25 protein-coding genes are annotated in these 23,319 nt (G+C 70.0%); 14 read left to right on the forward strand and 11 right to left on the reverse strand.

What is annotated here, in order from left to right; genetic code table 11:
- Positions 1-37 precede the first annotated feature (37 nt).
- Complete coding sequence (locus IE246_RS07850; RefSeq protein ID WP_189988404.1) at positions 38-871, forward strand: alpha/beta hydrolase; 834 nt, start codon at positions 38-40, stop codon at positions 869-871.
- A gap of 32 nt (positions 872-903) precedes the next feature.
- Positions 904-1,320 carry a flagellar basal body rod protein FlgC gene (locus IE246_RS07855; protein ID WP_189988405.1) on the forward strand — a complete coding sequence of 139 codons (417 nt, stop codon included), beginning with the start codon at positions 904-906 and terminating at the stop codon, positions 1,318-1,320.
- On the opposite strand, the gene IE246_RS07860 is transcribed toward IE246_RS07855, so the two are convergent.
- From IE246_RS07860 to IE246_RS07890, 7 genes are all read right to left on the reverse strand, one after another.
- The gene (locus IE246_RS07860; protein ID WP_189988406.1) at positions 1,310-1,744 is read right to left on the reverse strand and encodes an iron-sulfur cluster assembly scaffold protein; all 435 of its coding nucleotides are present in this window, start codon (positions 1,742-1,744) and stop codon (positions 1,310-1,312) included. The genes IE246_RS07855 and IE246_RS07860 overlap by 11 nt on opposite strands.
- Entirely contained in the window at positions 1,741-3,390 is a 1,650-nt protein-coding gene (locus IE246_RS07865; protein WP_189988407.1) for an NTP transferase domain-containing protein, read from the reverse strand. The genes IE246_RS07860 and IE246_RS07865 overlap by 4 nt, the downstream gene beginning before the upstream one ends.
- A gap of 1 nt (position 3,391) precedes the next feature.
- On the reverse strand, positions 3,392-4,099 hold the full coding sequence (locus IE246_RS07870) for an XdhC family protein (RefSeq protein ID WP_189988408.1): 708 nt from the start codon (positions 4,097-4,099) through the stop codon (positions 3,392-3,394).
- A gap of 4 nt (positions 4,100-4,103) precedes the next feature.
- The gene (locus IE246_RS07875; protein WP_189988409.1) at positions 4,104-4,445 is read right to left on the reverse strand and encodes an XdhC family protein; all 342 of its coding nucleotides are present in this window, start codon (positions 4,443-4,445) and stop codon (positions 4,104-4,106) included.
- A 2-nt stretch (positions 4,446-4,447) separates the two neighbouring features.
- Complete coding sequence (locus IE246_RS07880; RefSeq protein WP_308434479.1) at positions 4,448-5,752, reverse strand: vWA domain-containing protein; 1,305 nt, start codon at positions 5,750-5,752, stop codon at positions 4,448-4,450.
- A gap of 22 nt (positions 5,753-5,774) precedes the next feature.
- On the reverse strand, positions 5,775-6,701 hold the full coding sequence (locus IE246_RS07885; RefSeq protein ID WP_189988410.1) for an AAA family ATPase: 927 nt from the start codon (positions 6,699-6,701) through the stop codon (positions 5,775-5,777).
- Positions 6,702-6,764: 63 nt separating this feature from the next.
- On the reverse strand, positions 6,765-7,226 hold the full coding sequence (locus tag IE246_RS07890; protein ID WP_189988411.1) for a CopD family protein: 462 nt from the start codon (positions 7,224-7,226) through the stop codon (positions 6,765-6,767).
- Positions 7,227-7,402: 176 nt separating this feature from the next.
- Here IE246_RS07890 and IE246_RS07895 point away from each other — a divergent pair, with 176 nt between their 5' ends.
- Together IE246_RS07895 and IE246_RS07900 are read left to right on the forward strand one after the other, a co-directional pair.
- Positions 7,403-8,305: an alpha/beta fold hydrolase gene (locus IE246_RS07895; protein ID WP_229836659.1), complete on the forward strand. Its 903-nt coding sequence runs from the start codon at positions 7,403-7,405 to the stop codon at positions 8,303-8,305.
- Between the two features lie 160 nt (positions 8,306-8,465).
- Positions 8,466-9,410, forward strand: a complete 945-nt coding sequence (locus tag IE246_RS07900) for a YheT family hydrolase (protein ID WP_229836662.1) — start codon at positions 8,466-8,468, stop codon at positions 9,408-9,410.
- On the opposite strand, the gene hemB is transcribed toward IE246_RS07900, so the two are convergent.
- A complete protein-coding gene (gene hemB, locus IE246_RS07905) occupies positions 9,368-10,408 on the reverse strand; it encodes a porphobilinogen synthase (protein WP_229836665.1) in 1,041 nt (346 codons plus the stop codon). The genes IE246_RS07900 and hemB overlap by 43 nt on opposite strands.
- A 169-nt stretch (positions 10,409-10,577) precedes the next feature.
- Between hemB and IE246_RS07910 the strand changes: the two genes are divergently transcribed.
- From IE246_RS07910 to IE246_RS07930, 5 genes are all read left to right on the forward strand, one after another.
- Positions 10,578-11,333, forward strand: a complete 756-nt coding sequence (locus tag IE246_RS07910; RefSeq protein ID WP_189988413.1) for a MotA/TolQ/ExbB proton channel family protein — start codon at positions 10,578-10,580, stop codon at positions 11,331-11,333.
- Entirely contained in the window at positions 11,287-11,724 is a 438-nt protein-coding gene (locus IE246_RS07915) for an ExbD/TolR family protein (protein WP_189988414.1), read from the forward strand. The genes IE246_RS07910 and IE246_RS07915 overlap by 47 nt, the downstream gene beginning before the upstream one ends.
- Complete coding sequence (locus IE246_RS07920; protein ID WP_189988415.1) at positions 11,721-12,122, forward strand: ExbD/TolR family protein; 402 nt, start codon at positions 11,721-11,723, stop codon at positions 12,120-12,122. The genes IE246_RS07915 and IE246_RS07920 overlap by 4 nt, the downstream gene beginning before the upstream one ends.
- Positions 12,122-13,144, forward strand: a complete 1,023-nt coding sequence (locus IE246_RS07925; RefSeq protein ID WP_189988416.1) for an energy transducer TonB family protein — start codon at positions 12,122-12,124, stop codon at positions 13,142-13,144. The genes IE246_RS07920 and IE246_RS07925 overlap by 1 nt, the downstream gene beginning before the upstream one ends.
- Positions 13,145-13,427: 283 nt before the next feature.
- Positions 13,428-15,419, forward strand: a complete 1,992-nt coding sequence (locus tag IE246_RS07930; protein ID WP_189988417.1) for a TonB-dependent siderophore receptor — start codon at positions 13,428-13,430, stop codon at positions 15,417-15,419.
- Between the two features lie 51 nt (positions 15,420-15,470).
- Here IE246_RS07930 and IE246_RS07935 read toward each other — a convergent pair whose 3' ends face one another.
- From IE246_RS07935 to IE246_RS07945, 3 genes are read right to left on the reverse strand one after another with little or no spacing between them, the layout of a single operon-like run.
- On the reverse strand, positions 15,471-15,938 hold the full coding sequence (locus IE246_RS07935; protein WP_189988418.1) for a hypothetical protein: 468 nt from the start codon (positions 15,936-15,938) through the stop codon (positions 15,471-15,473).
- Positions 15,935-17,518 carry a PepSY-associated TM helix domain-containing protein gene (locus tag IE246_RS07940; RefSeq protein WP_189988419.1) on the reverse strand — a complete coding sequence of 528 codons (1,584 nt, stop codon included), beginning with the start codon at positions 17,516-17,518 and terminating at the stop codon, positions 15,935-15,937. Before IE246_RS07940 ends, IE246_RS07935 begins: the two co-directional genes overlap by 4 nt.
- Entirely contained in the window at positions 17,515-17,874 is a 360-nt protein-coding gene (locus IE246_RS07945; RefSeq protein ID WP_189988420.1) for a hypothetical protein, read from the reverse strand. The genes IE246_RS07940 and IE246_RS07945 overlap by 4 nt, the downstream gene beginning before the upstream one ends.
- Before the next feature lie 169 nt (positions 17,875-18,043).
- On the opposite strand from IE246_RS07945, the gene IE246_RS07950 reads away from it, so the two are divergent.
- The 5 genes from IE246_RS07950 (at position 18,044) to proS (ending at position 23,299) form a co-directional block, all read left to right on the forward strand.
- Entirely contained in the window at positions 18,044-19,186 is a 1,143-nt protein-coding gene (locus IE246_RS07950; protein ID WP_189988421.1) for an isobutyryl-CoA dehydrogenase, read from the forward strand.
- Between the two features lie 34 nt (positions 19,187-19,220).
- Positions 19,221-20,306, forward strand: a complete 1,086-nt coding sequence (locus IE246_RS07955; RefSeq protein WP_189988422.1) for an enoyl-CoA hydratase/isomerase family protein — start codon at positions 19,221-19,223, stop codon at positions 20,304-20,306.
- Positions 20,307-20,387: 81 nt separating this feature from the next.
- Complete coding sequence (mmsB, locus tag IE246_RS07960) at positions 20,388-21,269, forward strand: 3-hydroxyisobutyrate dehydrogenase (RefSeq protein WP_189988423.1); 882 nt, start codon at positions 20,388-20,390, stop codon at positions 21,267-21,269.
- 98 nt (positions 21,270-21,367) lie between these two features.
- On the forward strand, positions 21,368-21,883 hold the full coding sequence (locus tag IE246_RS07965; RefSeq protein ID WP_189988424.1) for a MarR family winged helix-turn-helix transcriptional regulator: 516 nt from the start codon (positions 21,368-21,370) through the stop codon (positions 21,881-21,883).
- A gap of 102 nt (positions 21,884-21,985) precedes the next feature.
- Positions 21,986-23,299, forward strand: a complete 1,314-nt coding sequence (proS, locus tag IE246_RS07970; RefSeq protein WP_189988425.1) for a proline--tRNA ligase — start codon at positions 21,986-21,988, stop codon at positions 23,297-23,299.
- The last annotated feature ends 20 nt before the right edge of the window (positions 23,300-23,319 follow it).

A 23,319-nucleotide genomic window follows, 5' to 3' on the forward strand; every position in this document is an offset into this window, starting at 1 on the left:
ATAGGTGAAGCTCCGACCGGGTCGATAGGACGTGACGATGGGCATTGTGACGGGCATGGCGATGACTGCGGCGGCCGGATGGGTCCTGGTGGTGACGGTGCTGTACGCCACCCAACGCAGCATCCTGTTCGTCCCGGACACCTCGCGGCCGGACCCGGCGGCCAGCGCGGCGCCGATGATGGCGCGGGTGACCACGGTCACGGCCGACGGGCTGGAGCTCGAGGGCTGGTGGCAACCGCCGGCCGCCGGACGTCCGACCGTCCTGTACTTCCACGGCAATGGCGGGAACGTCGGCGGGCGCGACGACAAGGCCCGGCGGATGATCGAGCGCGGGTACGGCGTACTGCTGGCCGGATACCGAGGCTACGGGGGCAATCCGGGATCGCCCAGCGAGGCCGGGCTGATCGACGATGGCCGGGCCTGGCTGGACCGGGTCGAGGGGTTCGGCATCGCCGCGCGCGCGACCGTGCTGTACGGCGAGTCCCTGGGGTCCGGCGTAGTGGCCGCCCTGGCGCTCGAACGGGCGGTCGCGGGCCTCGTGCTCGAGGCGCCCTACACCTCGATCGCCGACATCGCGGCCGCGCGCTACTGGTTCGTTCCGGCGCGCCGTCTGGTCCGCGATCCGTTCGACACCCGCAGCCGGCTGGGCGGGGCGAAGGCCCCGGTGTTGATCGTGCACGGCACCGAGGACCGGGTCGTGCCGATCGACCATGGCGAGGCGCTGTTCGAGGTGGCGCCGGAGCCGAAGCGGCTGGTCCGGCTGCGGGGCGGTGCGCACACCGACCTGTTCGACCACGGCGCCCTGGAGGCGCTCGACGCCTTCGTGGCGGAGGTGATCGCGGCGGGTCGCTGGCCGGCGGCGGCGTTATGAGTTATTTAACCGTCGTCGGAGGACGATGACGCATGGCCATCAGCAGCGCGATCTCCAGTGCCCTCAGCGGCGTCCAGGCCGCCGAACGGCGGCTCGGCAACTCGGCGAGCAACGTCGCGAACCTGCGCAGCGTGGCGGCGCCGAGCGTCGACGGCCCGGCAACCGACGACCAGGGCAATCCGCTGTTCCGGCCGGGCCGCACGGTCGACGTCTCGACCCCGACCGGCGGGGTGCAGTCCACCCGACTGCTGGTCGATCCGGCCTCGGTCCAGCAGTACGATCCGTCGGCCCCCGATGCCGACGCCGAGGGGCTGGTCAATCGCCCGAACGTGGACCTGGTGCGCGAGACGGCCGAGCGGATCTCCGGTCAGCGGCAGTTCGAGGCCAATCTCGCGACCATCCGCGCGGCCGACGAACTCCTGCAGGCCACGCTAGACATCAAGAGCTGACGGCTTCCAGAGAGGCGAGCGCCCTGCTGGCTGCCTTGAACGGCAGCATCACGCAGTCGTGCCGGGCGCGCACCGCCTGCACCGGGGCGAAGCTGCTGAGCCGTGTCCAGGGCAGGTCGCCTTCGCCGAGCGTGCCGGCAAGGTATCCGGCGACCGCGGTCCCGGCACGCTCGAGCGTCGCCGCCGGCACGCCGATAGCCTCCTCGGCGATCACCGCGGTCGCCGCCTGGCACAGTGCGCACCCCTGCACCTTGGCGCCGACCGCGGTGATCCGGCCGTCCTCGACGGCGAGGTCGATGGTTATCCGGTCGCCGCAGATCGGGTTGTCGACCCGGGCTGTCACCGTCGGGCTCTCGAGGCGGTCGACCGCCCGGCCTTGCTTGGCCAGGGCCAGGATCTCGGCCTGATACAGCGGATCGGTCATGGGCGGCCGCCGGTCAGGGCCGCCAGGGCGGCAGGCGTATCGACGTCCATCAGCACGGCCTCGTCCTCGACCTCGACCTCGGCGACCACCTCGTCGTGCTCGCCGATGATGTGACGGGCCCCGACGTCGCCGGACACCGCCGCGATCGTCTCGAAGAAGCGGCGGGCGAACAGCACCGGGTTGCCGCGCTTGCCACGGCGGGTCGGGACGATGATGGCACGGCCCTCGACCGGGTCGAACGCGGCGATCAGGCGGTCGATGACCGTGGCGCCGACCTTCGGCATGTCGGCCAGACAGACGATCGCGCCGTCGGTGTCCGGGGGCAGGGCCGCGATACCGGCCTTCAGCGAGGTCGACAGGCCGTCGGCGAAATCCGGGTTTTCGGCGAAGCTCACCGTGCAGCCGGCGAGCGCGGCGTGCACCCGGTCGGCCTCGTGCCCGGTCACCACCACCACCGGGTCGGCAGCCGATGCCAGGACGTTGTCGACCACGTGGCGAACCATGGGGCGGCCGTCGATCTCGGCCAGCAGCTTGTTGATCTCGCCCATCCGCCGCGACTGGCCACCCGCCAGGACCAGGGCGGCGATCTTCGGTCGGCGCGCCGGGGCCACGTGGGCCTGCGGCGGCGCCTTGCCTTCCTTGGCGCGGGTGCGCGGCATCGGCCGGCTCGGGATGTCCTTGAGCAGGCCGCCGACCCCCATCCGCATGATCTCGCGGTCGCCGATCGGCAACCCGGCGACGGCGCGCTGCAGGACCCAGTCGAAACCGTTGAGCTTCGGCGAGCGGGCGCAGCCCGGCAGGCCGATCACGGTGGCGTCGCCGATCCGGCCCATCAGCATGAGGTTGCCGGGGTCCACCGGCATACCGAAATGGGTGACGGTCCCGCCGGCGGCCTCGACTCCCGCCGGCACCACGTCGCGCCGGTCGACCACCGCCGAAGCGCCCGAGACCAGCACCATCTGGGCGCCGTTCCGCAGGGTTTCCTCGATTGCCCGGGCGATCGCGGCCGGCGCGTGCTCGCACCGGACCTCGTGGCAGATCTCGCTGCCCATCGGGTGCAGGCGGGCCCGGGTCACCTCGAGCGTCGAGTTCAGCACGCTCTCCTTGGTGCCGGGCAACTGCGACTGCACCAGCCCGACCCGCGTCGGGCGGTAGGCCGCGACCCGCACCATCGGCACCTCGCGCCGGGCGATCGCCTCGGCCAGGGTGACCGTGTCCTCAGGCACGGAGAACGCGATGATCTTGAGGGTCGCGATCATCTGGCCGGGCTCGACCGACTGGTACGGCGGCACCATCGCCAGGGTCACGGCCTCGTCGATCAGGTTGAAGGCATCCAGGCGCCCGGGGTCGTAGACCACCACGCCGGCGGTTTCGGCATACAGGTTGGCGCGGCCGGTGAACGCCGCGCCCGCCGTGACCCCGTCACCGCCCATGGCGCGGGCCAGCCGGTTCGCGGCGTCGTCCTCGGCGATGTCGCCCTTCTCCAGGCGGGCGGCCACCACCTGGGCATAGCCCGCGGCCCGGAGGATCGCCAGGTCGTCGGCCGTCAGCACCTTTCCCTTCTTCAGGGTCCGGGCCTCCAGGCGCAGCGAGTGGGCCAGGATGGCGCCCTCGGCTTCCTCGACCGGGATCTCGCCGAACTGCACGTCAGGCTGCCTTGGCGACGGCCGGGGCCTCGTGCAGCACGGCGGTCAGCTCGGCCAGGATCGACAGCGCGATCTCGGCCGGCGAAACCGCGCCGATCGGCAGCCCGGCCGGGCCGTGGATGCGGGCCAGGGTAGCGTCGTCGAAGCCGAGTTCGCGCAGCCGGTCGAGCCGCCTGGCGTGGGTGCGCCGGCTGCCGAGGCAGGCGATGTAGAACGCGTCCGACTTCAGCGCGACCTCGAGCGCCGGGTCGTCGAGCTTGGGGTCGTGGGTGAGGGTGACGACCGCGGTCCGGCTGTCCGGTTTCAGGGCTTCCATCGCCTCGTCCGGCCAGTCGTCGACCAGGCGGACGTTCGGGAACCGGTCGGCGGTCGCGAAGCTGGCCCGCGGGTCGACCACGATCACCTCGTAGCCGGCGATCGCCGCCATCGGCACCAGGGTCTGCGAGATGTGCACCGCGCCGATCACGATGATCCGGAGCGGCGGGTTGTGGCAGTCGACGAAGTAGCGGGCGTCGCCGTGCTCGACCACCCCGCCGGCGTTGTCGCGCAGGCGCCGCCGGGTCTCGGCCACCACCGCCTCGGGCAGGGAGCCGTCGACCCGGTCATGGTACACCAGGGCCTGGGCGCCGTCGGTCAGGGCCGTGACCAGCGCGACCGGCGCCTTGGCCGCCCGGGCGGCCTGCAGATCGTTGAACAGTGCCGCCTTCATGACCTCACGCCTCCAACCGCTCGACCCAGACCTCGACCTTGCCGCCGCAGGCGAGGCCGACGTCCCAGGCCTGTTCGTCGCTGACGCCGAAGTCCAGCAGGCGGGGGGCGCCGCCGGCCATGACGTCGAACGCCTCCTTGATGACCGCGCCCTCGATGCAACCGCCCGATACCGAGCCGACCATGGCACCTTCGCCGTCGACCACCAGCCGCGAGCCGACCGGACGCGGCGAACTGCCCCAGGTCTTCACCACGGTCGCGATCGCGACCTTGCGGCCCTCGGCGAGCCAGCTGCCGGCCGTGGCGAGCACGTCCTCCTGGCTGGCGAATGCGGATGCGTCGGTCATCGTCAGGCTCCCTGCTTGTCGCGCTGCTCGTCCTCGACCCGGCGCAGCGCGGCCAACCAACCTTCCATGCCCTCGCGCCGGCGGAGCGCCGGCCGCCCGATCGTATCCGCAAGCTGCTCGAGGCTGTCGAGCGAATGGACGGTCCGGAAATCGTCGACGTGCGGGAGAATGGCGCGAACCCCCAAAGATTTGGGCGCGAAGCCGTCGAAGCGCAACAGCGGATTGAGCCAGATGAGTCGGCGGCAGGACTTGTGCAGCCGCTCCATCTCCTCGGCCAGCCCGGTCCCGACCTCGCGGTCCAGGCCGTCGGTTATCAGCAGCACGACCGCACCCTGGGTCAGCACCCGGCGGCCCCAGTAGCGGTTGAACTCGTGCAGGCAGTGCCCGATCCGGGTGCCGCCCGACCAGTCGTCGACGTTGGCCCCGACCTTGGCCAGCGCCTCGTCGACGTCGCGCGAGCGCAGGTAGCGGGTGACGTTGGTCAGCCGGGTGCCGAACAGGAAAGTGTGGACCCGGTCCCGGTCGCTGGTGACCGCGTGCATGAAGTGCAGCAGCATCCGAGAGTACCGGCTCATCGAACCGGAGATGTCGCACAGCGCCACCAGCGGCGGGTGCCGCATGCGGCGCTTCTTGTGCTGCAGCGGGATCTGGTCGCCGCCGGACCGCAGGGTCGCCCGCATGGTCCGGCGCAGGTCGACCCGGCGGCCGTACTCGGCCGGCCTGAACCGCCGGGTCGGCACCTCCATGATCGGCAGCCGCATGCCGCGGATCGCGTTCTTGGCGCGCGCCACCTCCTCGGCCGACATCTTCTCGAAGTCCATGGAGCGCACCAGCTCGCGGTCCGACCAGGTCATCGAGGCGTCGAACTCGATGTTCTCCTCGTCGGGCTCGCGGCTCTGGTCTTCGCGCGGGCTCTTCGGCGGCTGCAGCGCCTCGGCGACCCGCCGGCTGATCTCCTCGCGGTCCTTGTCGTCCGGCACGTCCGCCCGGAACTCCGGCAGGACCATCTGCAGCATGCGCTCGAGCAGCCGCGGGTTGCGCCAGAACACGTGGAACGCCTGATCGAAAACGTGGCGCTGGTCGTGCCGGTTCACGAACACCGCGTGCAGGGTCCAGTAGAAGTCGCGGCGGTTGGTGATGCCGGCGACCTCGACCGCCTTGATGGCGTCGATCACCTTGCCCGGGCCGACCGGCAGGCCGGCCGACCGCAGGGCGCGGCCGAAATGCATGATGTTGTCGACCAGCTTGCCGCCGCCGGGGCTCTCGGCGTCCGGCAACCCGAGGTCGGGAGGGGAGGCGTGGTTCACGATTGCCTCGCGGCCGGCCGGCTCACGCCACCGCCGCGGCGCCGGCCAGTTCGGACTTGATCTGGTTCAGTATCCGGGTCGCCTCGCTACCCTGGATCTTGGCGATGTCGTCCTGGTACTTCAGCAGCACACCGAGGGTGTTGTCGATGGCGGCCGGGTCCAGGGCCAGATGGTCGAGCTGGACCAGGGCGTGCACCCAGTCGATGGTCTCGGCGACGCCCGGCAGCTTGAACAGGTCCATCTTGCGCAGCTCGTGCACGAAGGCGACGACTTGGCGCGACAGCTCGGCCGGCGCCTCCGGCGCCTTGACCCGCAGGATCTCGCGCTCGCGGGCGGCGCTCGGGTAGTCGACCCAGTAGTAGAAGCAGCGGCGCTTGAGGGCGTCGTGGATCTCGCGGGTGCGGTTCGAGGTGATGATCACGATCGGCGGGGTCGCGGCCCTCATCGGCCCGAGTTCGGGGATCGTCACCTGGAAGTCCGAGAGCACCTCCAGCAGGAACGCCTCGAACGGCTCGTCGGTACGGTCGAGCTCGTCGATCAGCAGCACCGGGGCGCCGCGCTCGTCGGCCTCCAGCGCCTGCAGGATCGGGCGCTTGATCAGGAACCGGTCGTCGAAGATGTCCTGCGCCAGCTTGTCGCGGTCGGCCGTGCCGGCCGCCTCGGCCAGCCGGATCTCGACCATCTGGCGGGCGTAGTTCCACTCGTACACCGCAGAGGCGACGTCCAGGCCCTCGTAGCACTGCAGGCGGATCAGCCGGCGGTCGAGCTGGTCGGCCAGGACCTTGGCGATCTCGGTCTTGCCGACCCCGGCCTCACCCTCGAGGAACAGCGGGCGCTGCAGGCTCAGCGCCAGGTGCAGGGCGGTCGCGAGGGATCGGTCGGCGACGTAGTTGCCGCCGGTCAGCATCCCCAGAGTGGCGTCGACGGACTCGGGAATCGAGGCGACCATGGGATCTCCGGAAGGAACTGGGTTCGAAGGGGAAGTCGGGCGGGACATACCACGCGGCGTCGGCTATGGCCAATAACGCCCGGACGCGCCGATCGCCACGACGATCAGGCCGAGCACCAGGTTGGCCGCGACGATCCGCCGGATTCCGGCGAGCGCCGGGCCGGCGGCCTGCAGGTCGTCGGCGTCGACGGCTTTGCGGAACCGACCCCACGACGCGAAGTACAGGTGGCCGTACAGCAGGAACATGATCCAGCCGAGGCCCTGCATCAGGTGGACGTGCAGGCCGACCCCGGCCATGCCGCCGAACGGGCCGAATACCAGGGCGTAGCCGGAGCCGATCAGCACCAGGACGGCTGCCGATACCCAGGGGAAGAACCGCGCGAACACCCGGCGCCACAGGCGCGGCCGCTCGGCGGCCGGCTCGATGCCGCCGACCGAGGGGCGCAGGACGACATAGGCGAAGAACATGCCGCCGACCCAGATCACGGCGGCGAGGATGTGCAGGGCGACGAGCAGGGCGGTCATGGCGGGCCGTTCATTGATGGATGTAGCTCAGATTGGTGTTTGTGCCACGAATGCCAGCCCCGGGACAGCCTGGCACGGGTGCGGTGCGGCGGCGGCGCGAACCGGTCGGGCGCGGCTGGAGCGGCGAGTGTTGAACGCGCTGCCGAACCGCTCGACACTGGCGGGCGCGAGAGAATTTGAGCGAGGTCGTCATGCGCCCGAATGCCGGCAGCTTTCCCTATACCGACGAGAACGGCACGGTTTGGCTCGCCTTCATGGATTTCGGCGAACGCTCGCGCGACCGGGTGGTGGTGTGCGTGCACGGCCTGACCCGCAACGGCCGCGACTTCGATCGTCTGGCCGTCGCCATGGCCAAGGACTTCCGGGTGATCGAGGTCGACGTCGCCGGGCGCGGCCGGTCGGGCTGGCTGGCCGACAAGGCCGCCTATGGCTTCCCGACCTACCTCAAGCACATGGCGGCGCTGCTGGACTACCGCGGGCTGGAGCACGTCGACTGGGTCGGCACCTCGATGGGCGGCATCCTGGGCATGCTGCTGGCGGCCCGGCCGGAGAGCCCGATCCGGCGCCTGGTGCTCAACGACGTCGGGCCGTTCATCCCGAAGGCCGCCCTGGAGCGGATCGGCGAGCGGGTCGGTCAGGACCCGCGATTCCGCAATCATCAGGAAGCGGCGGAGTACTTCCACGAGGTCTATGCCGAATTCGGGATCCCCGACGACGTCGCCTGGTCGGACCTGACCCTGCACTCGACCGTGCGGCAGGAGAACGGGACCTATGCGCTGCACTACGATCCCGCCATCGGTGACGCGTTCAAGCAGCCGATCGAGGACGTCGACCTGTGGGCGGTCTGGGACGCCATCACCTGTCCGGTGCTTGTGCTCAGGGGCGAGAAGTCCGACCTGTTGACCCGCGAAACCGCGCGCGAGATGACCCGGCGCGGCCCGAAGGCCGAACTGGTCGAGTTCCCGGGCTGCGGGCACGCGCCGGCCCTGATGAGCGAGGAGCAGATCGCCGTGGTGCACGACTGGCTGCTGTCGTTCGACGACAGCGAGGAGGAACAGACGGGCGATGCCGCGGGATGACGTTCCGCACTCCGTCGCAGTCCGCGCGCTGACCGACACGGCGGCGTCTACAAGGCCGGGCCCCACCGCTCCGACGGTGCCCAAGCACGCCGGCTTCCCGGCGTTTCGGCCGCGCTGGCCCTGGCTTGGTGCCGACCTTCAGACACTGAGGGACACGCTGGTGCCCGATGCCGACCGCCCGGCGTCGGCGGGCTCGAAGGCGATCGAGTTCGCGATGCCGGACGGGACCGGCGACCGGCTCCATGGCGTGCTGGAGCGGCCGCGCTCGCCTCGGTCCGGGCTGCCGCTGGCGGTCCTGGTCCACGGCCTGACCGGGTGCGCCGACAGCCGCTATGTCCGGCGGGCGGCGGGGCGGCTCCTCGATGCCGGCTACCGGACGCTGCGGCTGAACCTGCGCGGCGCCGGGGCGTCCCGGCCGTTCAGCCGGCAGCAGTATCATTCCGGCCGAAGCGAGGACCTGGCCGCGGTGCTGGCGCATCTGCCGGCGGAGCTGGCCGCCGAAGGGCTGGTCCTGGTCGGCTGGTCGCTCGGCGCGAACCTGCTGCTGAAGGGGCTGGCCGAGTTCGGGACGCAGTTTCCGATCCGCGCGGCGGTCGCGGTGTCGGCACCGATCGATCTGGCGGCGGCCGCCGAGCGCATCCGGGCGCCGCGCAACTGGCCGTATCACCGCTGGCTGCTCCACCGCATGAAGGCCGAGGCGGCGGCCGGTCCGCTGCCGGAAGGGGCGGCCGAGACCCTGGCCCGGATCCGCGACATCGTCGAGTTCGACGAGCGGCTGACGGCGCCGAACAACGGCTTCGCGGGGGCCGCCGACTACTACGCGAAATGCTCGGCGGTCCGGTTCCTGCCCGCGGTTCCGGTGCCGACCCTCGTGATCCACGCGCTCGACGATCCCTGGATACCCGGCGCGGCGTACCGAACCCACGACTGGGACGCCAACCCGAACCTGACGCCGCTGCTGACCGCCCGTGGCGGGCATGTCGGGTTCCATGCACCCGGCGGTCGGGTGTGGTCCGACGACAGCATGCTCGACTACCTGGATCGGGTCTGCGCCGGCGAGCGTCAGCCGGCCTTGAGGCGCCGGGCGACCTCGACGGCGAAATAGGTGAGTACGCCGTCGGCGCCGGCGCGCTTGAAGCCGAGCAGCGATTCCATGATCACCCGGTTGCCGTCCAGCCAGCCTCGTTCGTCGGCGGCCCGCAGCATCGCGTACTCGCCGGAGACCTGGTAGGCAAAGGTCGGCACCGCGAAGGTGTCCTTCACCCGGCGCACGATGTCGAGGTAGGGCATGCCCGGCTTCACCATGACCATGTCGGCGCCTTCGGCCAGGTCGAGCGCGACCTCGCGGATCGCCTCGTCGGTGTTCGCCGGCGACATCTGGTAGGTGTCCTTGGAACCCTTGCCGAGGGTCGAGGCCGAGCCGACCGCGTCGCGGAACGGGCCGTAGAAGCCGGAGGAGTACTTGGCGGCGTAGGCCATGATCTGGACGTGGCCGTGGCCGGCGGCGTCGAGACCGGTCCGGATCGCGCCGATCCGGCCGTCCATCATGTCGGACGGCGAGATCACGTCGCAGCCGGCCTCGGCCTGGATCAGCGACTGCCGTACCAGGACCTCGACGGTCTCGTCGTTCAGGATCTCCTCGCCGCGCATCAGCCCGTCGTGGCCGTGCGAGGTGAACGGGTCGAGGGCGGCGTCGCACATCACGCCGATGTCGATGCCGGCCGCCTTGATCGCGCGCACCGCCCGGCATACCACGTTGTCGGGTTCGACCGCGTTGCTGCCTTCCGGATCCTTCAGCGCGGGATCGACCAGGGGGAAGACCGCGACCATCGGAATGCCGAGCGCCGCCGCTTCGCCGACTGCCTCGACCAGCGCGTCGACCGAATGCCTGACCACGCCGGGCATCGAGGGCACGGGGATCCGCGGCTCGTCGCCGGCGTGCACGAACACCGGCCAGATCAGGTCGTCGACCCCGAGCCGGTTCTCGGCGACCAGCCGTCGCGACCAGTCGGTCCGGCGATTGCGGCGCATCCGGGTGGTGGGAAACCCGACGGCGGGAGCCTGCGGGTTCCGGGACGGCTTGGTCGGCCCCTTGAACGGCATGAAAGTCTCCTTTTTCGGCGATCATAGGCGGGAACCCGCGGGTTGCAATCGCCTCGGGCGGGGTGCGGCGGGACGCCCCGGTCGTCCCGACAAGGCCGATCTATTGCAATTGATAGTCGTTCTTAGTAAGAGTCGCGGTGTCCTCATTCCCGAAGGAGCGCGGTCCGCCATGCAGCCCGACGACCCGGTCGTGTCGATCCCGTCACCCTTGCCGGTCGGCATCGACGGCCTCCCGGAACTCGTCGCCGACCTGCACGGTCTGCTGAAGGCCGGCGGGCCCGTGGTGGCGATCCTCGGCACGCTGTCGGTGGCGGCGCTCACCATCGTCCTGCTCAAGCTCTGGCAGCTTCGGTCGGCCCGGGTCGGCGACCGGGTGACCGCCCGCCGGGCCGTCGCGCTGTTCCGGGCCGGTCGAGGCCCGGAGGCGCTGGCGGTGGCCGGCCGGTCCCGCAATCCGGTAGCCCAGGTCCTGGCCGGGGCGATCCGCGGCTGCCTGCGCCCGGAGCTCCCGGAGGCCGTCGTACGCGAGGAGGTCACGCGCCTGGCGGCAGAAGCGATTGAGCGGCTGCGCGCCTATCTCCGGCCGCTCGAGGTGATCGCCGGGATCGCGCCGCTGCTCGGCCTGTTCGGCACCGTGCTCGGGATGATCGGGGCGTTCCAGCAACTCCAGCAGGCCGGCTCCCGGGTCGATCCCGGGCTGTTGGCCGGCGGGATCTGGGAGGCGCTGCTGACCACCGCCGTGGGACTGGCGGTCGCGATCCCGACGGTCGCACTGCTGGCCTGGCTGGAGCGCGTCGTCGACCGCACCGAGTGCGAGATGGAGAGCGTTCTCACCCAGGTCTTCACGGTCGATCTGATCGATACCCCGGAGCTGCATCATGAGCCCGTCCGTCTGCGCCCGGCGGCCGTTCTGGCCGACCGCTAGGCGCCGTCGCCGGCGGACCCTGATCAGCCTCACGCCCCTGATCGACGTGGTCTTCATCCTGCTGGTGTTCTTCATGTTGGCGACCAGCTTTGTCGACTGGCGGGTGCTCGACGTGTCGGTAACGCAGGACGGTTCCGGCCCGGCGTCGCCGGAGGGAGCACTGCTGGTCGAGGTCCGGCCCGGCGAGCTGCGGCTGTCGGGGCGGCAGGTCGCCGACGGGATCCTGCTCGACCGGGTTCGCGCCCGGCTGGCGAAGAGGCCGGACCAGGCGGTGATCGTGAAGCCGGCGGCGGGCGTGTCGCTGCAGCGTACGGTGGCGGTGCTCGATCTGCTGAGCGGCGCGGGCGTGCGCGAGCTCTCGCTGTTCGGGGCGGGCGAGGCCTTGCGATGAGGTTGGCAAGAGCACCGTTGCGTCGGATCGGCAGCGAGGACGACCGGATACTGCCACTGATCAACGTGGTGTTCCTGCTGCTGATCTTCTTCATGGTCGCGGGCCGGCTCGCGGTCGCCGATCCGTTCCGGGTCGAGCCGCCGCGTTCGGCGAACGGCGTCGGCGCCGATCGCGGTCCGGCTGTTGTGCTGATCGGGGCCGACGGCCGGCTGGCGCTGGACGGAGCGTCGGTCGAGACCGGCGCGCTGGCCGCCGCGGTCGCCGAACTGCGGCCCGAGGCCGTCCGGGTCAAGGCGGACGGCGCCGCCTCGGCGGGACTCGTGGTCGGTGTGCTCCGAACTCTCCGGGAGGCCGGCGTCCGCCAGACACAACTGCTGACGATCGAGGACCGCCGGTGATGGAGATCGGCAAGCGGCACTGGATCCTGGCAGGAGCGGCTGCGTTCGGCCTGCACGCGGCGGTCATGGTCGGCGTGGCCTGGAAACCACCGGCGCCGTCGTCCGGGGCCGGCGCGCGGTCGCTGGCGTTGTCGCTGTCGGTCGGCGCGCCGCGGTCCGCGTCCACGGGGGGTGCGCCAGCGGCGAGCGTTGGGCCGGTGCCGGCCGCGCCGCTCCAGGCGCCGGTGGCACCGGTACAGGCAGCGGTACCTGCGGAGGCGCCGACTGCGATTGTCCAGGCGGCGGCCGTCCCGGAACCGGTGGCGGTGCCGCGTCCGGTCGCAGCGACCGCCGGTACCGCAGTGGCGCCTGCCATTTCGCCGGCGGTTCCGGTCGTCGAACCGGCCGTTCCGTCGGCCCGGGCGGTCGAGCGTATGGCCGTTCCGCAGGTAGCGGCTCCTTTGGCTACGGTGGTCGCACAGGTCGAGGAGGCGCCGACAGCGTCGCGTCCCGAGGCCGTCAGGGCGAGGGACGTGGTGAAGCCTCCGGTTCCCCGGTCGCGACCCGTCCCGACACCGCCCCCGGTGCAGCCACCCGTTCGGACGGCGAGCGCCGAGCCGGTCCGGGAACAGGGGCGGGCCGACACCGGTCGACCTTCGGTCGAGACGGCGACTCCAGGGACCAGCCGCGACTCCACCCCAGTGGGAGAGGCTGCGGCCGGTCAGGTTGCGGCAGGCGGGACTGCGGCGGTGGCTGGGTCGGCCGACTATCTCGCAGCCTTGCGGGCGTGGTTGGAGCGCCACAAGGAGTACCCGAGCCGGGCCCGGCGACGCCGGATCGAGGGGACGGCGCTCCTGGTGTTCGTGATGGATCGATCGGGGAAGGTGCTTGCCCAGCGGATCGAGCGGAGTGCCGGCGAGCCGACGCTGGATCGGGCGGCCTTGGAGATGATCGATCGGGCGCAGCCTCTGCCGCCTCTGCCGGACGGCTTAGGCGGTGCGCGCTTGGAGATCCGGGTTCCGGTTCAGTTCCGGTTGCGTTGAGGAAGCGGCCGCCGGATCGGAGGTTTGGCGTCCGAACAAATTAATTGCGAATAACTCTTATTAACAATAAAGATCGTCATCATCTGAGAGTCGTTCGCAATTAGGGGGCATAATGCGATCCGTTCATTCATCCGTTGCCGAGCCGTCGGGTGGCTCGGCGAGCGGGGCATCCCGCGCTGTCCGTCTGGTGGCGCTGATCTCGACCCTGACGGCGGCGCCAGCCCACGCACAGACCGTGACCGGGACATCGGCCTCGGACAGCGTGGTCCTGGAGCCAGTGACAGTGGAGGGGACCGGTCAGCGGACCGGCGGGTCGCTCGGCCCGACCATCCCGCGCAGCAGCGGAACCGCCACCAAGACCGACACGCCGGTCACCGAGATCTCCCGGTCGATCTCGATCGAGACCCGGCAGCAGATCGTCGACAAGGGCGGGCAGCGCCTGGAGGACACCTATCTCTACTCGGCCGGTGTCCGCGGCGGCACCTACGGCTACGACCTGCGCGGGAACTGGGCCTCGATCCGGGGCTTCGACATCCCGGCGGAGTATCTGGACGGGCTGCAGTTCGACAACTCGCTCTACTACAACAACACCCTGCCCGAGGTGCCGCTGCTCGAGCGGGTCGAGATCATCAAGGGGCCGGCCGGATCGCTGTACGGCAACAGCACGGTCGGCGGCCTCCTGAATGCGGTCAGCAAGCGGCCCGAGGCCGAGACCTCGCGCCGGATCACCGCCGAGTACGGCACCCATGAGCGCAAGCAGACGACCCTCGACGTTACCGGGCGGATCGACGAGCAGGGCAAGGTGCTGGGCCGGTTCGTCGGGCTGCTGCGCGACAGCGAGACCCAGGTCGACCACGGCCGCAACGACGCGATCGCCCTGGCGCCGTCGCTGACCTTCCGGCCGACGCCGGACACCGACATCACGGTGCTCGGCCGTTACCAGAAGCAGGACGGTACGCCCGACACCCAGTTCCTGTCGCGCTACGGCACCGTCGAGCCCGCCTACAACGGCCGGTACCTGTCGACCGGCACATTCGTTGGCGAGCCCGGATTCGACAAGCTGGAGGCGGAGTCGGCGGCGATCACGATCGATGCCGACCATCGCCTGAACGATATCTGGAGCCTCGGTGGCGCGGTGCGCTACAGCGAGAGCAACAGCCACTACAATCACGCCTGGTGGGCCTATGCCGACTACCCGACCCGCTATGCTTCCGACGGCACCATCGACCGCACCTTCTACACCCAGTACGGCTCGACCCAGATCCTGGTCGGCGACGTCAACGCCACGGCGGATTTCCGCACCGGGCCGGTGACCCACAAGCTGCTGTTCGGTGCCGCCTACAATGACACCACCGCCGACAACGACACCGGCTACGGTACCAGCACCGGGCGGATCGACCCGTTCAACCCGGTCTACACGGGCATACCGTCGATCACGGTGGCCGACACGCCGGCGGTCAACTTCAAGCAGGCCGGCGTCTACGCCCAGGACCAGCTGCGGATCTACGACCGCTGGCTGGTCACGGCCGGCGCGCGCTGGGACCAGGTCGAGACCGACAATCCGAACAGCGGCATCAACGCCAGCGACAGCGACATCACCGTCAACCTCGGCCTGATGTACAAGTTCGACAATGGGATCTCGCCCTACGTCAGCTACAACGAGTCGTTCCGCCAGGAGAACTTCGGGACCGACGTCAACGGCGCCAGCTTCGACCCGACCCGCGGCGTGCAGTACGAGGTCGGCGTCAAGTACGAGATCCCCGGCGTGCCGTCGCTGATCACCGCGTCGGTGTTCGAGATCACCAAGTCCAACATTCTGGTCACCGACCCGGACAACCCGACCTACAAGGTGCAGTCCGGCGAGGCGACGTCGCGCGGCTTCGAGCTCGAGGGTCAGGTCAAGCTCGGCGAGTTCGAGGTCGAGGCGAACTACGCCTTCCTGAAGACCGAGGGCGACGACGGCGAGCCGCTGTACGGGATACCGGACCATGCGGCGTCGACCTGGGTGACCTGGCGGCCGGGCGGGACGTGGGAGGGGTTCAAGGCCGGCGCCGGCGTCCGCTATGTCGGGTCGAGCCACGGCTACTCGGGAGCCGACGGGGCCGATTCCTACACCCTCGGCGACGCCATGATCGGCTACGAGTTCGACACCTGGGACCTGACCCTGAACGTCCGGAACCTGACCGACGAGACCTACGTGACCTCGGCCGACAGCACCACCGGCTACTACGGCGAGCGCCGCACCATCGTGCTGCGGCTCGGCGTGAACTTCTAGATCCGAAGCGCCCCTGGCCGGTTCTCCCGGCCAGGGGCTGGAACGACGGGGTCAGGCGGCGTCCACCTCGTGGGTGCAGTGAGCCGCTGCCGGGGTGCGGCGCCGCGCGGACGCAGCGAGGTCGGCCTGGAGTTCGTCGACCCGCCGTTCGAGTTCGGCGATCCGTCCCGCTGCCTCGTCCCGGCTTCTACCCATGAGAATTCCGGCCAGTCGGTGCCGCGGCGCGGCGGTGGCCCGGGCCAGACGGACCATTGCGCGGGCTGCCCGTCGGGGCGGGCAGGCGGCGACGCCCCAGCCGCCGAGGGAGGCGGCACTGAGCCACAGGGTGAAATCGACGCCGTCGGCCGCTGTCAGCAGCAGGAAGCCGGGGCACAAGGCGGCCGTCACCGCAAGGCCGGCCCGTCGACGCTTGCGGGCGACCGGCAAGGCAGCGGCGCGGCGTCGCTTGGGATCGGTGGCCGCCAGATGGCTGAGGGCGGCGAGGGTGGTCACGGTGGCCAAGACCGCGGCTGCGCTCATTCCGCCGGCTCCGGCAGCTGTGCGGCGGCATCGCGACGGTCGGGCGAGCGCCGCACGAGAAGGCGGAGCGTTCCGCCGGTCGCCAGGGCCAGCAGGTCGATCGCGATCACCTCGGCGTCACCGTTGGCCAGAGCCTCGGCCCAACTGCGGCCGCCGCCGGCCATCCGCACGATCGGCAGGAGCAGGCAGCTCCACGCCAGGGTTCGCCGGAACGCGAGGGCCAGCCGGTCATTCTCGGGGACCGCCGCCCCGAGGGCGATGCCGGCGAGCGCCGCGACCGAGAATCCGACCGGGGTCCAGAAGAACGGATCGCCGGCGGTCGCCGACAGGAACGCGGCACAGGCGGAGCCGATGAGGGCGACCGGCAGGCCGTATCCGACGGTCGTGACGGCGCGGCCGAACCGGCGCCAAGCCGGGTCGATTTCCCGGCGTCGGACCCAGAGGCGCAGACCCGACAGGATCACGAAACAGATCGTAGTTCCGAGCGCGCCCCACAGGCATTTGGATGCCAGCCCGGCGAAGTCGCCGACATGCAGGGGCCACATCAGGTCGTTCAGGTCGCTGCCCAGAGACCGGGAAATCCCGATGCCCGGCCGGACCCCGAGGAACCGGCCATCGGCGCCGTCGAACACCGCGTGCGCGAAGCCCATGCGTCCGCCTCCCGCCGCGTGCCAGACGCTGACGCGGGCGTCGGCCCGCCCGAAACCGTGGATCGAGACGAAGACCGGCGGCCCCCCGGTCGCCTCGGTCGACCGGGTCAGAATGGAATCGAGATCGGCGGCGACGGCCGGGCGATCGTCCGCAGGGGCCGCCGGCTCGTACAGCGTTTCCATCATCGCCTCGCGATCACCGCCGAACGCGACCTGCGCCAGGATCGGCAGGCTCACGGTGGAGGCGAAGCTGAAGAACGATCCGGTGAACGCCAGCACGACGGCGAACGGCAGGCTCCAGCTCGACGCCAGCAGGTGCCGGTCACGGGCCGAGACCAGGCGCGCCCTCGACCGCTCGGCCACGAACAGGTCGCGGATCAGGTGCCGGTGCATCAACAGCCCGGACAGGGCGGTCGCCATCAGCAGCAGGGCCAGGATCCCGGTCGCGAGGAGACCCCAGGGGTCGGGCAGGTGCAGGCGAACGTGAAGCTCGACCAGGAAATGGCGCAGCGCGCTGGTCTCCCAGGTGTCGGGCCGCTCCCAGATGAAGCCTTCGTGCCGGTCCAGGACGACGGCGCTCACCGGGTCGATCCGGAACAGCGTGCCGAAGTCCGCGTTCTCCCCGGTCTCCGGCTTGGGGACATGGGAATGGAAGAACGCGACCAGCTCGCCGGCCTCGTTTTCCCAGATCGAGGTTTCCGCCAGGTAGAACCGCGGCAGCTTGGTCGCCAGATCCCGGACGATGGCGTCGATCGGATGATCGATACCCCGTGACGACGAAGCGCCGGCGGACCACTTGGCTATCTCCTGCCCGAACACCGCAACGGTGCCGGTCGCGACAACGACGTACAGCAGCAGACCGAGGACCACACCGCCCCAGCCGTGCACCGCGGTCAGTCGCTTCGTCTGGTTCTGCGACAGCTGCATCATCGGACGCTTCCGGTGAAAGCACCGCCGGCGGCGAGGATCGTGACCAGGCCGTTCGCGACCACAGCGCCGGCAATGAGTGCCACGCCCCGCGGCAGGTTCGGCTCCACAACCGCGTAGAGGAAGGCAACAGTCCAGATCAGCGGGGCGAGGACAAGGGGATAGACGATGTTGTCGACGCCGGCGGCGCCGCGCGGCAGCCAGGCCGGCATGGCCGCCATGGTCAGGATCGCCGCGGTTGTGGCGCCCGGGCCCGCCAGGATCCAACGGATGACCTGTGGGCGCTTCCGGATCGCCGACGCGAGAGCGGCGTACGGCTGACCGGTGTTTCGGCGGTGCGTGACGGTTGGCGTAGGCATGTCTGGCTCCGGCTCGGTCCGCACCGACCGTATGTTCGACGTTCTGCAAATGCAAGTTATTCGCAATTATGTACCGCGAGGCGGCGACCGTATTGACGCTGGGGCATCGTTGACAGGGACCGGGGCGAGCCCGCATATCCGGCGCAACGCGACGACGGCGGAGGCGACCATGGATTTCGCGCTCAGCGAGGAGCAGCAGGCGATCCGGGACATGGCGCGGGCGTTCGCCCAGGAGAAGCTGGCCCCGCATGCCGCGGCCTGGGACGAGGACGAGATCTTCCCGGTCGAGGTGCTCAGGGAGGCGGCGGCGCTCGGCCTCGCCGGCATCTACGTGCGCGACGACGTCGGCGGCTCGGGCCTCGGGCGGCTGGACGCCGCCCTGATCTTCGAGGAGCTGTCGGCCGGCTGCGTGTCGACCGCGGCGTTCCTGTCGATCCACAACATGGTGTCGTGGATGGTCGACCGGTTCGCCGCCGAGGAGGTGCGCCAGCGCTACCTGCCGGCTCTCACGTCGATGGAGTCGATCGCCAGCTACTGCCTGACCGAGCCCGGCTCCGGCTCGGATGCGGCGGCGCTCAAGACCCGGGCCGAGAAAGTCGGCAACTCGCACTACGTCCTGAACGGCGGCAAGGCGTTCATTTCCGGCAGCGGCACCAGCGACGTGTACGCGGTGATGTGCCGGACCGGCGGTGATGGCCCGAAGGGGGTGTCCTGCATCCTGGTCGACAAGGACACGCCGGGCCTCAGCTTCGGCAAGAAGGAGCGCAAGCTCGGCTGGAACAGCCAGCCGACGGCCATGGTGATGTTCGAGGACTGCAAGGTGCCGGCCGAGAACCTGGTCGGCGGCGAGGGCGAGGGCTTCAGGATCGCCATGGCCGGCCTCGACGGCGGCCGCATCAACATCGCGGCCTGCTCGCTCGGCGGCGCCCGGGCGGCGCTCGAGCAGGCGCTCGGCTACGTCAAGGACCGCAAGCAGTTCGGCAAGCCGATCGCCGACTTCCAGGCCACCCAGTTCCGGCTGGCCGACATGGCGACCGAGCTGGACGCCGCCCGCCTGATGGTCCACCGCGCCGCCGCCAGCCTGGACTCCAAGTCGCCCGACGCCACCCAGCATGCGGCCATGGCCAAGCGGTTCGCCACCGATGCCGGGTTCAAGGTCGTCGACGAGGCACTGCAGCTGCACGGCGGCTACGGCTACCTCAAGGACTTCCCGGTCGAGCGGTTGCTGCGCGACCTCCGGGTGCACCGCATCCTCGAGGGCACCAACGAGATCATGCGGGTGATCATCGCCCGCAAGCTGCTGGCCGACTGAGGCCGGCCCAACCCCGACGAGTCTGGAGACGCCGGTGTCCGACGAGATCCGCTTCACCGTGGAGGGTGGCCTCGCCACCATCGAGCTCACCCGCCCGAAGGCGCTGAACGCGCTGACCCTGGGCATGATCCGGGAAATGCATCCCCGGCTGGAAGCCTGGGAGGACGACGACAAGGTCAAGGCGGTCGTGATCAAGGGCGAGGGCGACAAGGCGTTCTGCGCCGGCGGCGACGTCCGGGCGGTGTACCGTTCGATCGTCGACGACCTCGGCGGCAAGGGACCGTCCGAGCTGTCGAAGACCTTCTTCCTGGAGGAGTACCGGCTCAACCACGCGATCCACGCGTTCTCCAAGCCGTACGTGGCGCTGCTGGACGGCGTGACCATGGGCGGCGGCGTCGGTCTGTCGGTGCACGGCTCGCACCGGATCGCCACCGAGCGCCTGATGTTCGCCATGCCGGAGACCGGCATCGGCCTGTTCCCGGACGTCGGCGGCGGCTGGTTCCTGCCGCGCCTGCCGGGCGAGACCGGGACCTACCTGGCGCTGACCGGTGCCCGGCTGGATGCGGCCGGCGCGGTCGCGCTGGGGATCGCCACGCACTACGTGCCGAGCACCCGGATGGAGGGCCTGGAGGCGGCGCTCGCCACCACCATTGCCGGGGCGAACGACGGGCGGGCGGCGATCAACGACGTGCTGGAACGGTTCGCCGAGACGCCCGGCGAGGATCCGGTCGCCCCGCACCGCGCGACGATCGATCGCTGCTTCTCGGCCGGGTCGGTCGAGGCGATCCTGGACGCGCTCGACCGCGAGGCGGCGGACGGCTCGGCCTTCGCCGCCGAGACGGCTGCGACCTTGCGTCACAAGTGCCCGACCAGCCTCAAGATCAGCCTCGAGCAGCTGCGGCGCGGCCGCTCGATGTCCAGTCTCGCGGACGTGCTGACCATGGAGTACCGGCTGTCGCAGCACTGCATGGCCGGTACCGAGTTCTTCGAGGGGATCCGGGCGGTCCTGGTCGACAAGGACCATGCGCCGAAATGGCGGCCGGCGACTTTGGCCGAGGTCGACGGCGACCTGGTCGCCAGGCACTTCGAGCCGGTCGCCGGGCGCGAGTTCGCGCTCTGAGAGCGGCTTGACCGGAGCCGCCGCGACCCCGAGCATCGCAGTCAACCGACACAAGAGATCCGGATCGAGGGAGAGACCACCATGGCGACCATCGGCTTCATCGGCCTCGGCAACATGGGCCTGCCCATGGCACGGAACCTGGTCAAGGCCGGCCACCGCGTCCAGGGTTTCGACATGGCCGACGCCCAGGTGCAGGCGCTGGTCGCCGACGGCGGCGTCGAGGCCGACACCGCGGCCGGCGCGGTGGACGGAGCGGAGGTGGTGATCACCATGCTGCCGGCCGGCGAGCATGTCCGGACGGTGTACGGCGAGTCGGTGATCGGGCGGGTGCCGGCAGGGACCCTGCTGATCGACTGCTCGACGATCGACGTCGAGAGCGCGCGGGCGGTCGCCGCGGATGCCGTCGCCGCCGGCCTCGAGATGGTGGACGCCCCGGTTTCCGGCGGGATCGCCGGTGCGGCGGCCGGAACCCTGACGTTCATGGTGGGCGGGCCGGACGCGTCGTTCGCCCGGGCCGAGCCGTTTCTGCAGGTGATGGGCAAGACCATCGTCCATGCCGGCGGCGCCGGCAACGGACAGGCCGCCAAGATCTGCAACAACATGATCCTCGGGATCTCGATGATCGCGGTGAGCGAGGCGTTCACCATGGCCGAGAAGCTCGGCTTGGACACCGCCCGGCTGTTCGCGATCTCGTCGAAGGCGTCGGGGCAGTGCTGGGCGATGACGAACTACTGTCCGGTACCCGGGCTGGTAGAGGCCGCCCCGTCGAATCGCAATTTCACGCCGGGGTTCACGGCCTCGATGATGCTGAAGGACCTGACCCTGGCGGAGGATGCCTCCGAGGCCGTGCACGCGGCGACGCCGCTCGGTCGCGAAGCCGCGCGACTCTACAGGGACTATGTGGAAAGCGGCCACGGCGCGGTCGACTTTTCCGGCATCATTCAGATGCTCAGGGAGGCGTGACTCTTCGGCGGAAGTCGAAACTCATTGATCAAAAGGGGGTTATGGTCTAGATGGCGTTCAGGTTTCCCGTGGTTGAGAACATCGGTTAGACTGCGACCATGTCGACTCCCGAACCCGGCATCACACCGTCCGACGTGGGCTCAGCGGTCAAGCGCGAGTACCTCGAGGCCATCAAGCTGATTGAGCGGCTGCACCGGCAGTTTCTCGAAGTGGTGAAGACCGAGCTCGACAGGATTAGTGTCGAGGACATCAACAACATCCAGGCGTTGATCCTGTTCAACATCGGCGAGGAAGAGCTGACGGTCGGAGAACTGACCAACCGCGGCTACTACCTTGGCTCGAATGTTTCGTACAACGTCCGGAAGATGGTCGAGAACGGCTACCTGGTGCAGGAGCGCTCGACCCATGATCGCCGGTCGATCCGCGTTCGGCTGTCGGACAAGGGCCTGGCGCTGTGCGCCCAGATCGGCGACATGTTCGAGCGGCACTCGGCGGCGCTGACCGACTCCAACATCGCCCCCGAGGATCTGAACGCGGCCAGCGTGTCGTACCGTCAGCTCGAGCGGTTCTGGATCTCGATGCTGAACTTCAATCTGCGCGGCACGATCCTCTGAGCGGCCGCGGGTCGGCGGAGCCGGCCGCGCGGCATTTCCCTTGGACAGTACGAACCCCCTTTCATAGAGTGCGCGCCTTGCCGCGACGACGTGAGAAGGGTCATGCGCCTGTCCCGCTATTTCCTGCCTACCCTGAAGGATACGCCCCGCGAGGCGGAGATCGTCTCGCACCGCCTGATGCTGCGGGCCGGGATGATGCAGCAGGCCAGCGCCGGCATCTACTCGTGGCTGCCGCTCGGGTTCCGCGTGCTCAAGAAGATCGAACAGATCGTGCGCGACGAGCAGGACGCTGCCGGCTGGCAGGAAGTGCTGATGCCGACCATCCAGTCGGCAGACCTGTGGCGCGAGAGCGGCCGTTACGACGACTACGGCAAGGAGATGCTCCGCATCAAGGACCGGCACGACCGCGACATGCTGTACGGGCCGACCAACGAGGAGCTGATCACCGACATCTTCCGGACCCATGTCCGCAGCTACCGTGAGCTGCCGGGCCGGCTCTACCACATCCAGTGGAAGTTCCGGGACGAGGTGCGGCCGCGCTTCGGTGTGATGCGCGGGCGCGAGTTCCTGATGAAGGACGCCTATTCCTTTGACGTGGACTTCGCGGCCGCCAAGCGCGCCTACAACCGCCAGTTCGTCGCGTATCTGCGGACCTTCGACCGGATGGGACTGAAGGCGATCCCGATGGCTGCCGATTCCGGGCCGATCGGCGGCGACATGAGCCACGAGTTCATCATCCTGGCGGAGACCGGCGAGAGCGAGGTGTTCTGCCACAAGGACTGGCTCAGCGCCGATGCGGTGCCGGCCGACGTCGACTACGAGGCCGACCTGCAGCCGGTCGTCGACGCCTGCCTGGCGCGCTATGCCGCGACCGACGAGAAGCACGACCCGGCGACCTGCCCGGTCGCCGAGGCGGACCTGGTCAGGACCCGCGGCATCGAGGTCGGCCACATCTTCTACTTCGGCACCAAGTACTCCGACCCGATGGGCGCCAGGGTGGCGGGCTCGGACGGCAAGGAGGTCACGGTCCACATGGGCTCCTACGGCGTCGGGGTGTCGCGCCTGGTCGGCGGCATCATCGAGGCGTCGCACGACGATGCCGGCATCGTCTGGCCGGAGCCGGTGGCGCCGTTCAAGGTCGGGCTCGTCAACCTGAAGGTCGGCGACGTCGCCTGCGATTCGACGGCCGAGGCGCTGTATGCCGGGTTCGTGAACGCCGGGATCGAGGTGCTGATGGACGACCGCGAGGAGCGTCCCGGCCCGAAGCTCGCCAACATGGACCTGATCGGGCTGCCCTGGCAGGTGGTGGTCGGGCCGCGCGGCATTGCCAACGGCGTGGTCGAGGTCAAGAACCGCAAGACCGGCGAGCGCGAGGAGATGACCCCGGAAGCCGCCATGAACCGGCTCGCCGGGTGATCGCCACCGCCCCGAGTTCG

The organism is Thalassobaculum fulvum (assembly GCF_014652915.1).
GTDB classification, from domain to species: domain Bacteria; phylum Pseudomonadota; class Alphaproteobacteria; order Thalassobaculales; family Thalassobaculaceae; genus Thalassobaculum_A; species Thalassobaculum_A fulvum.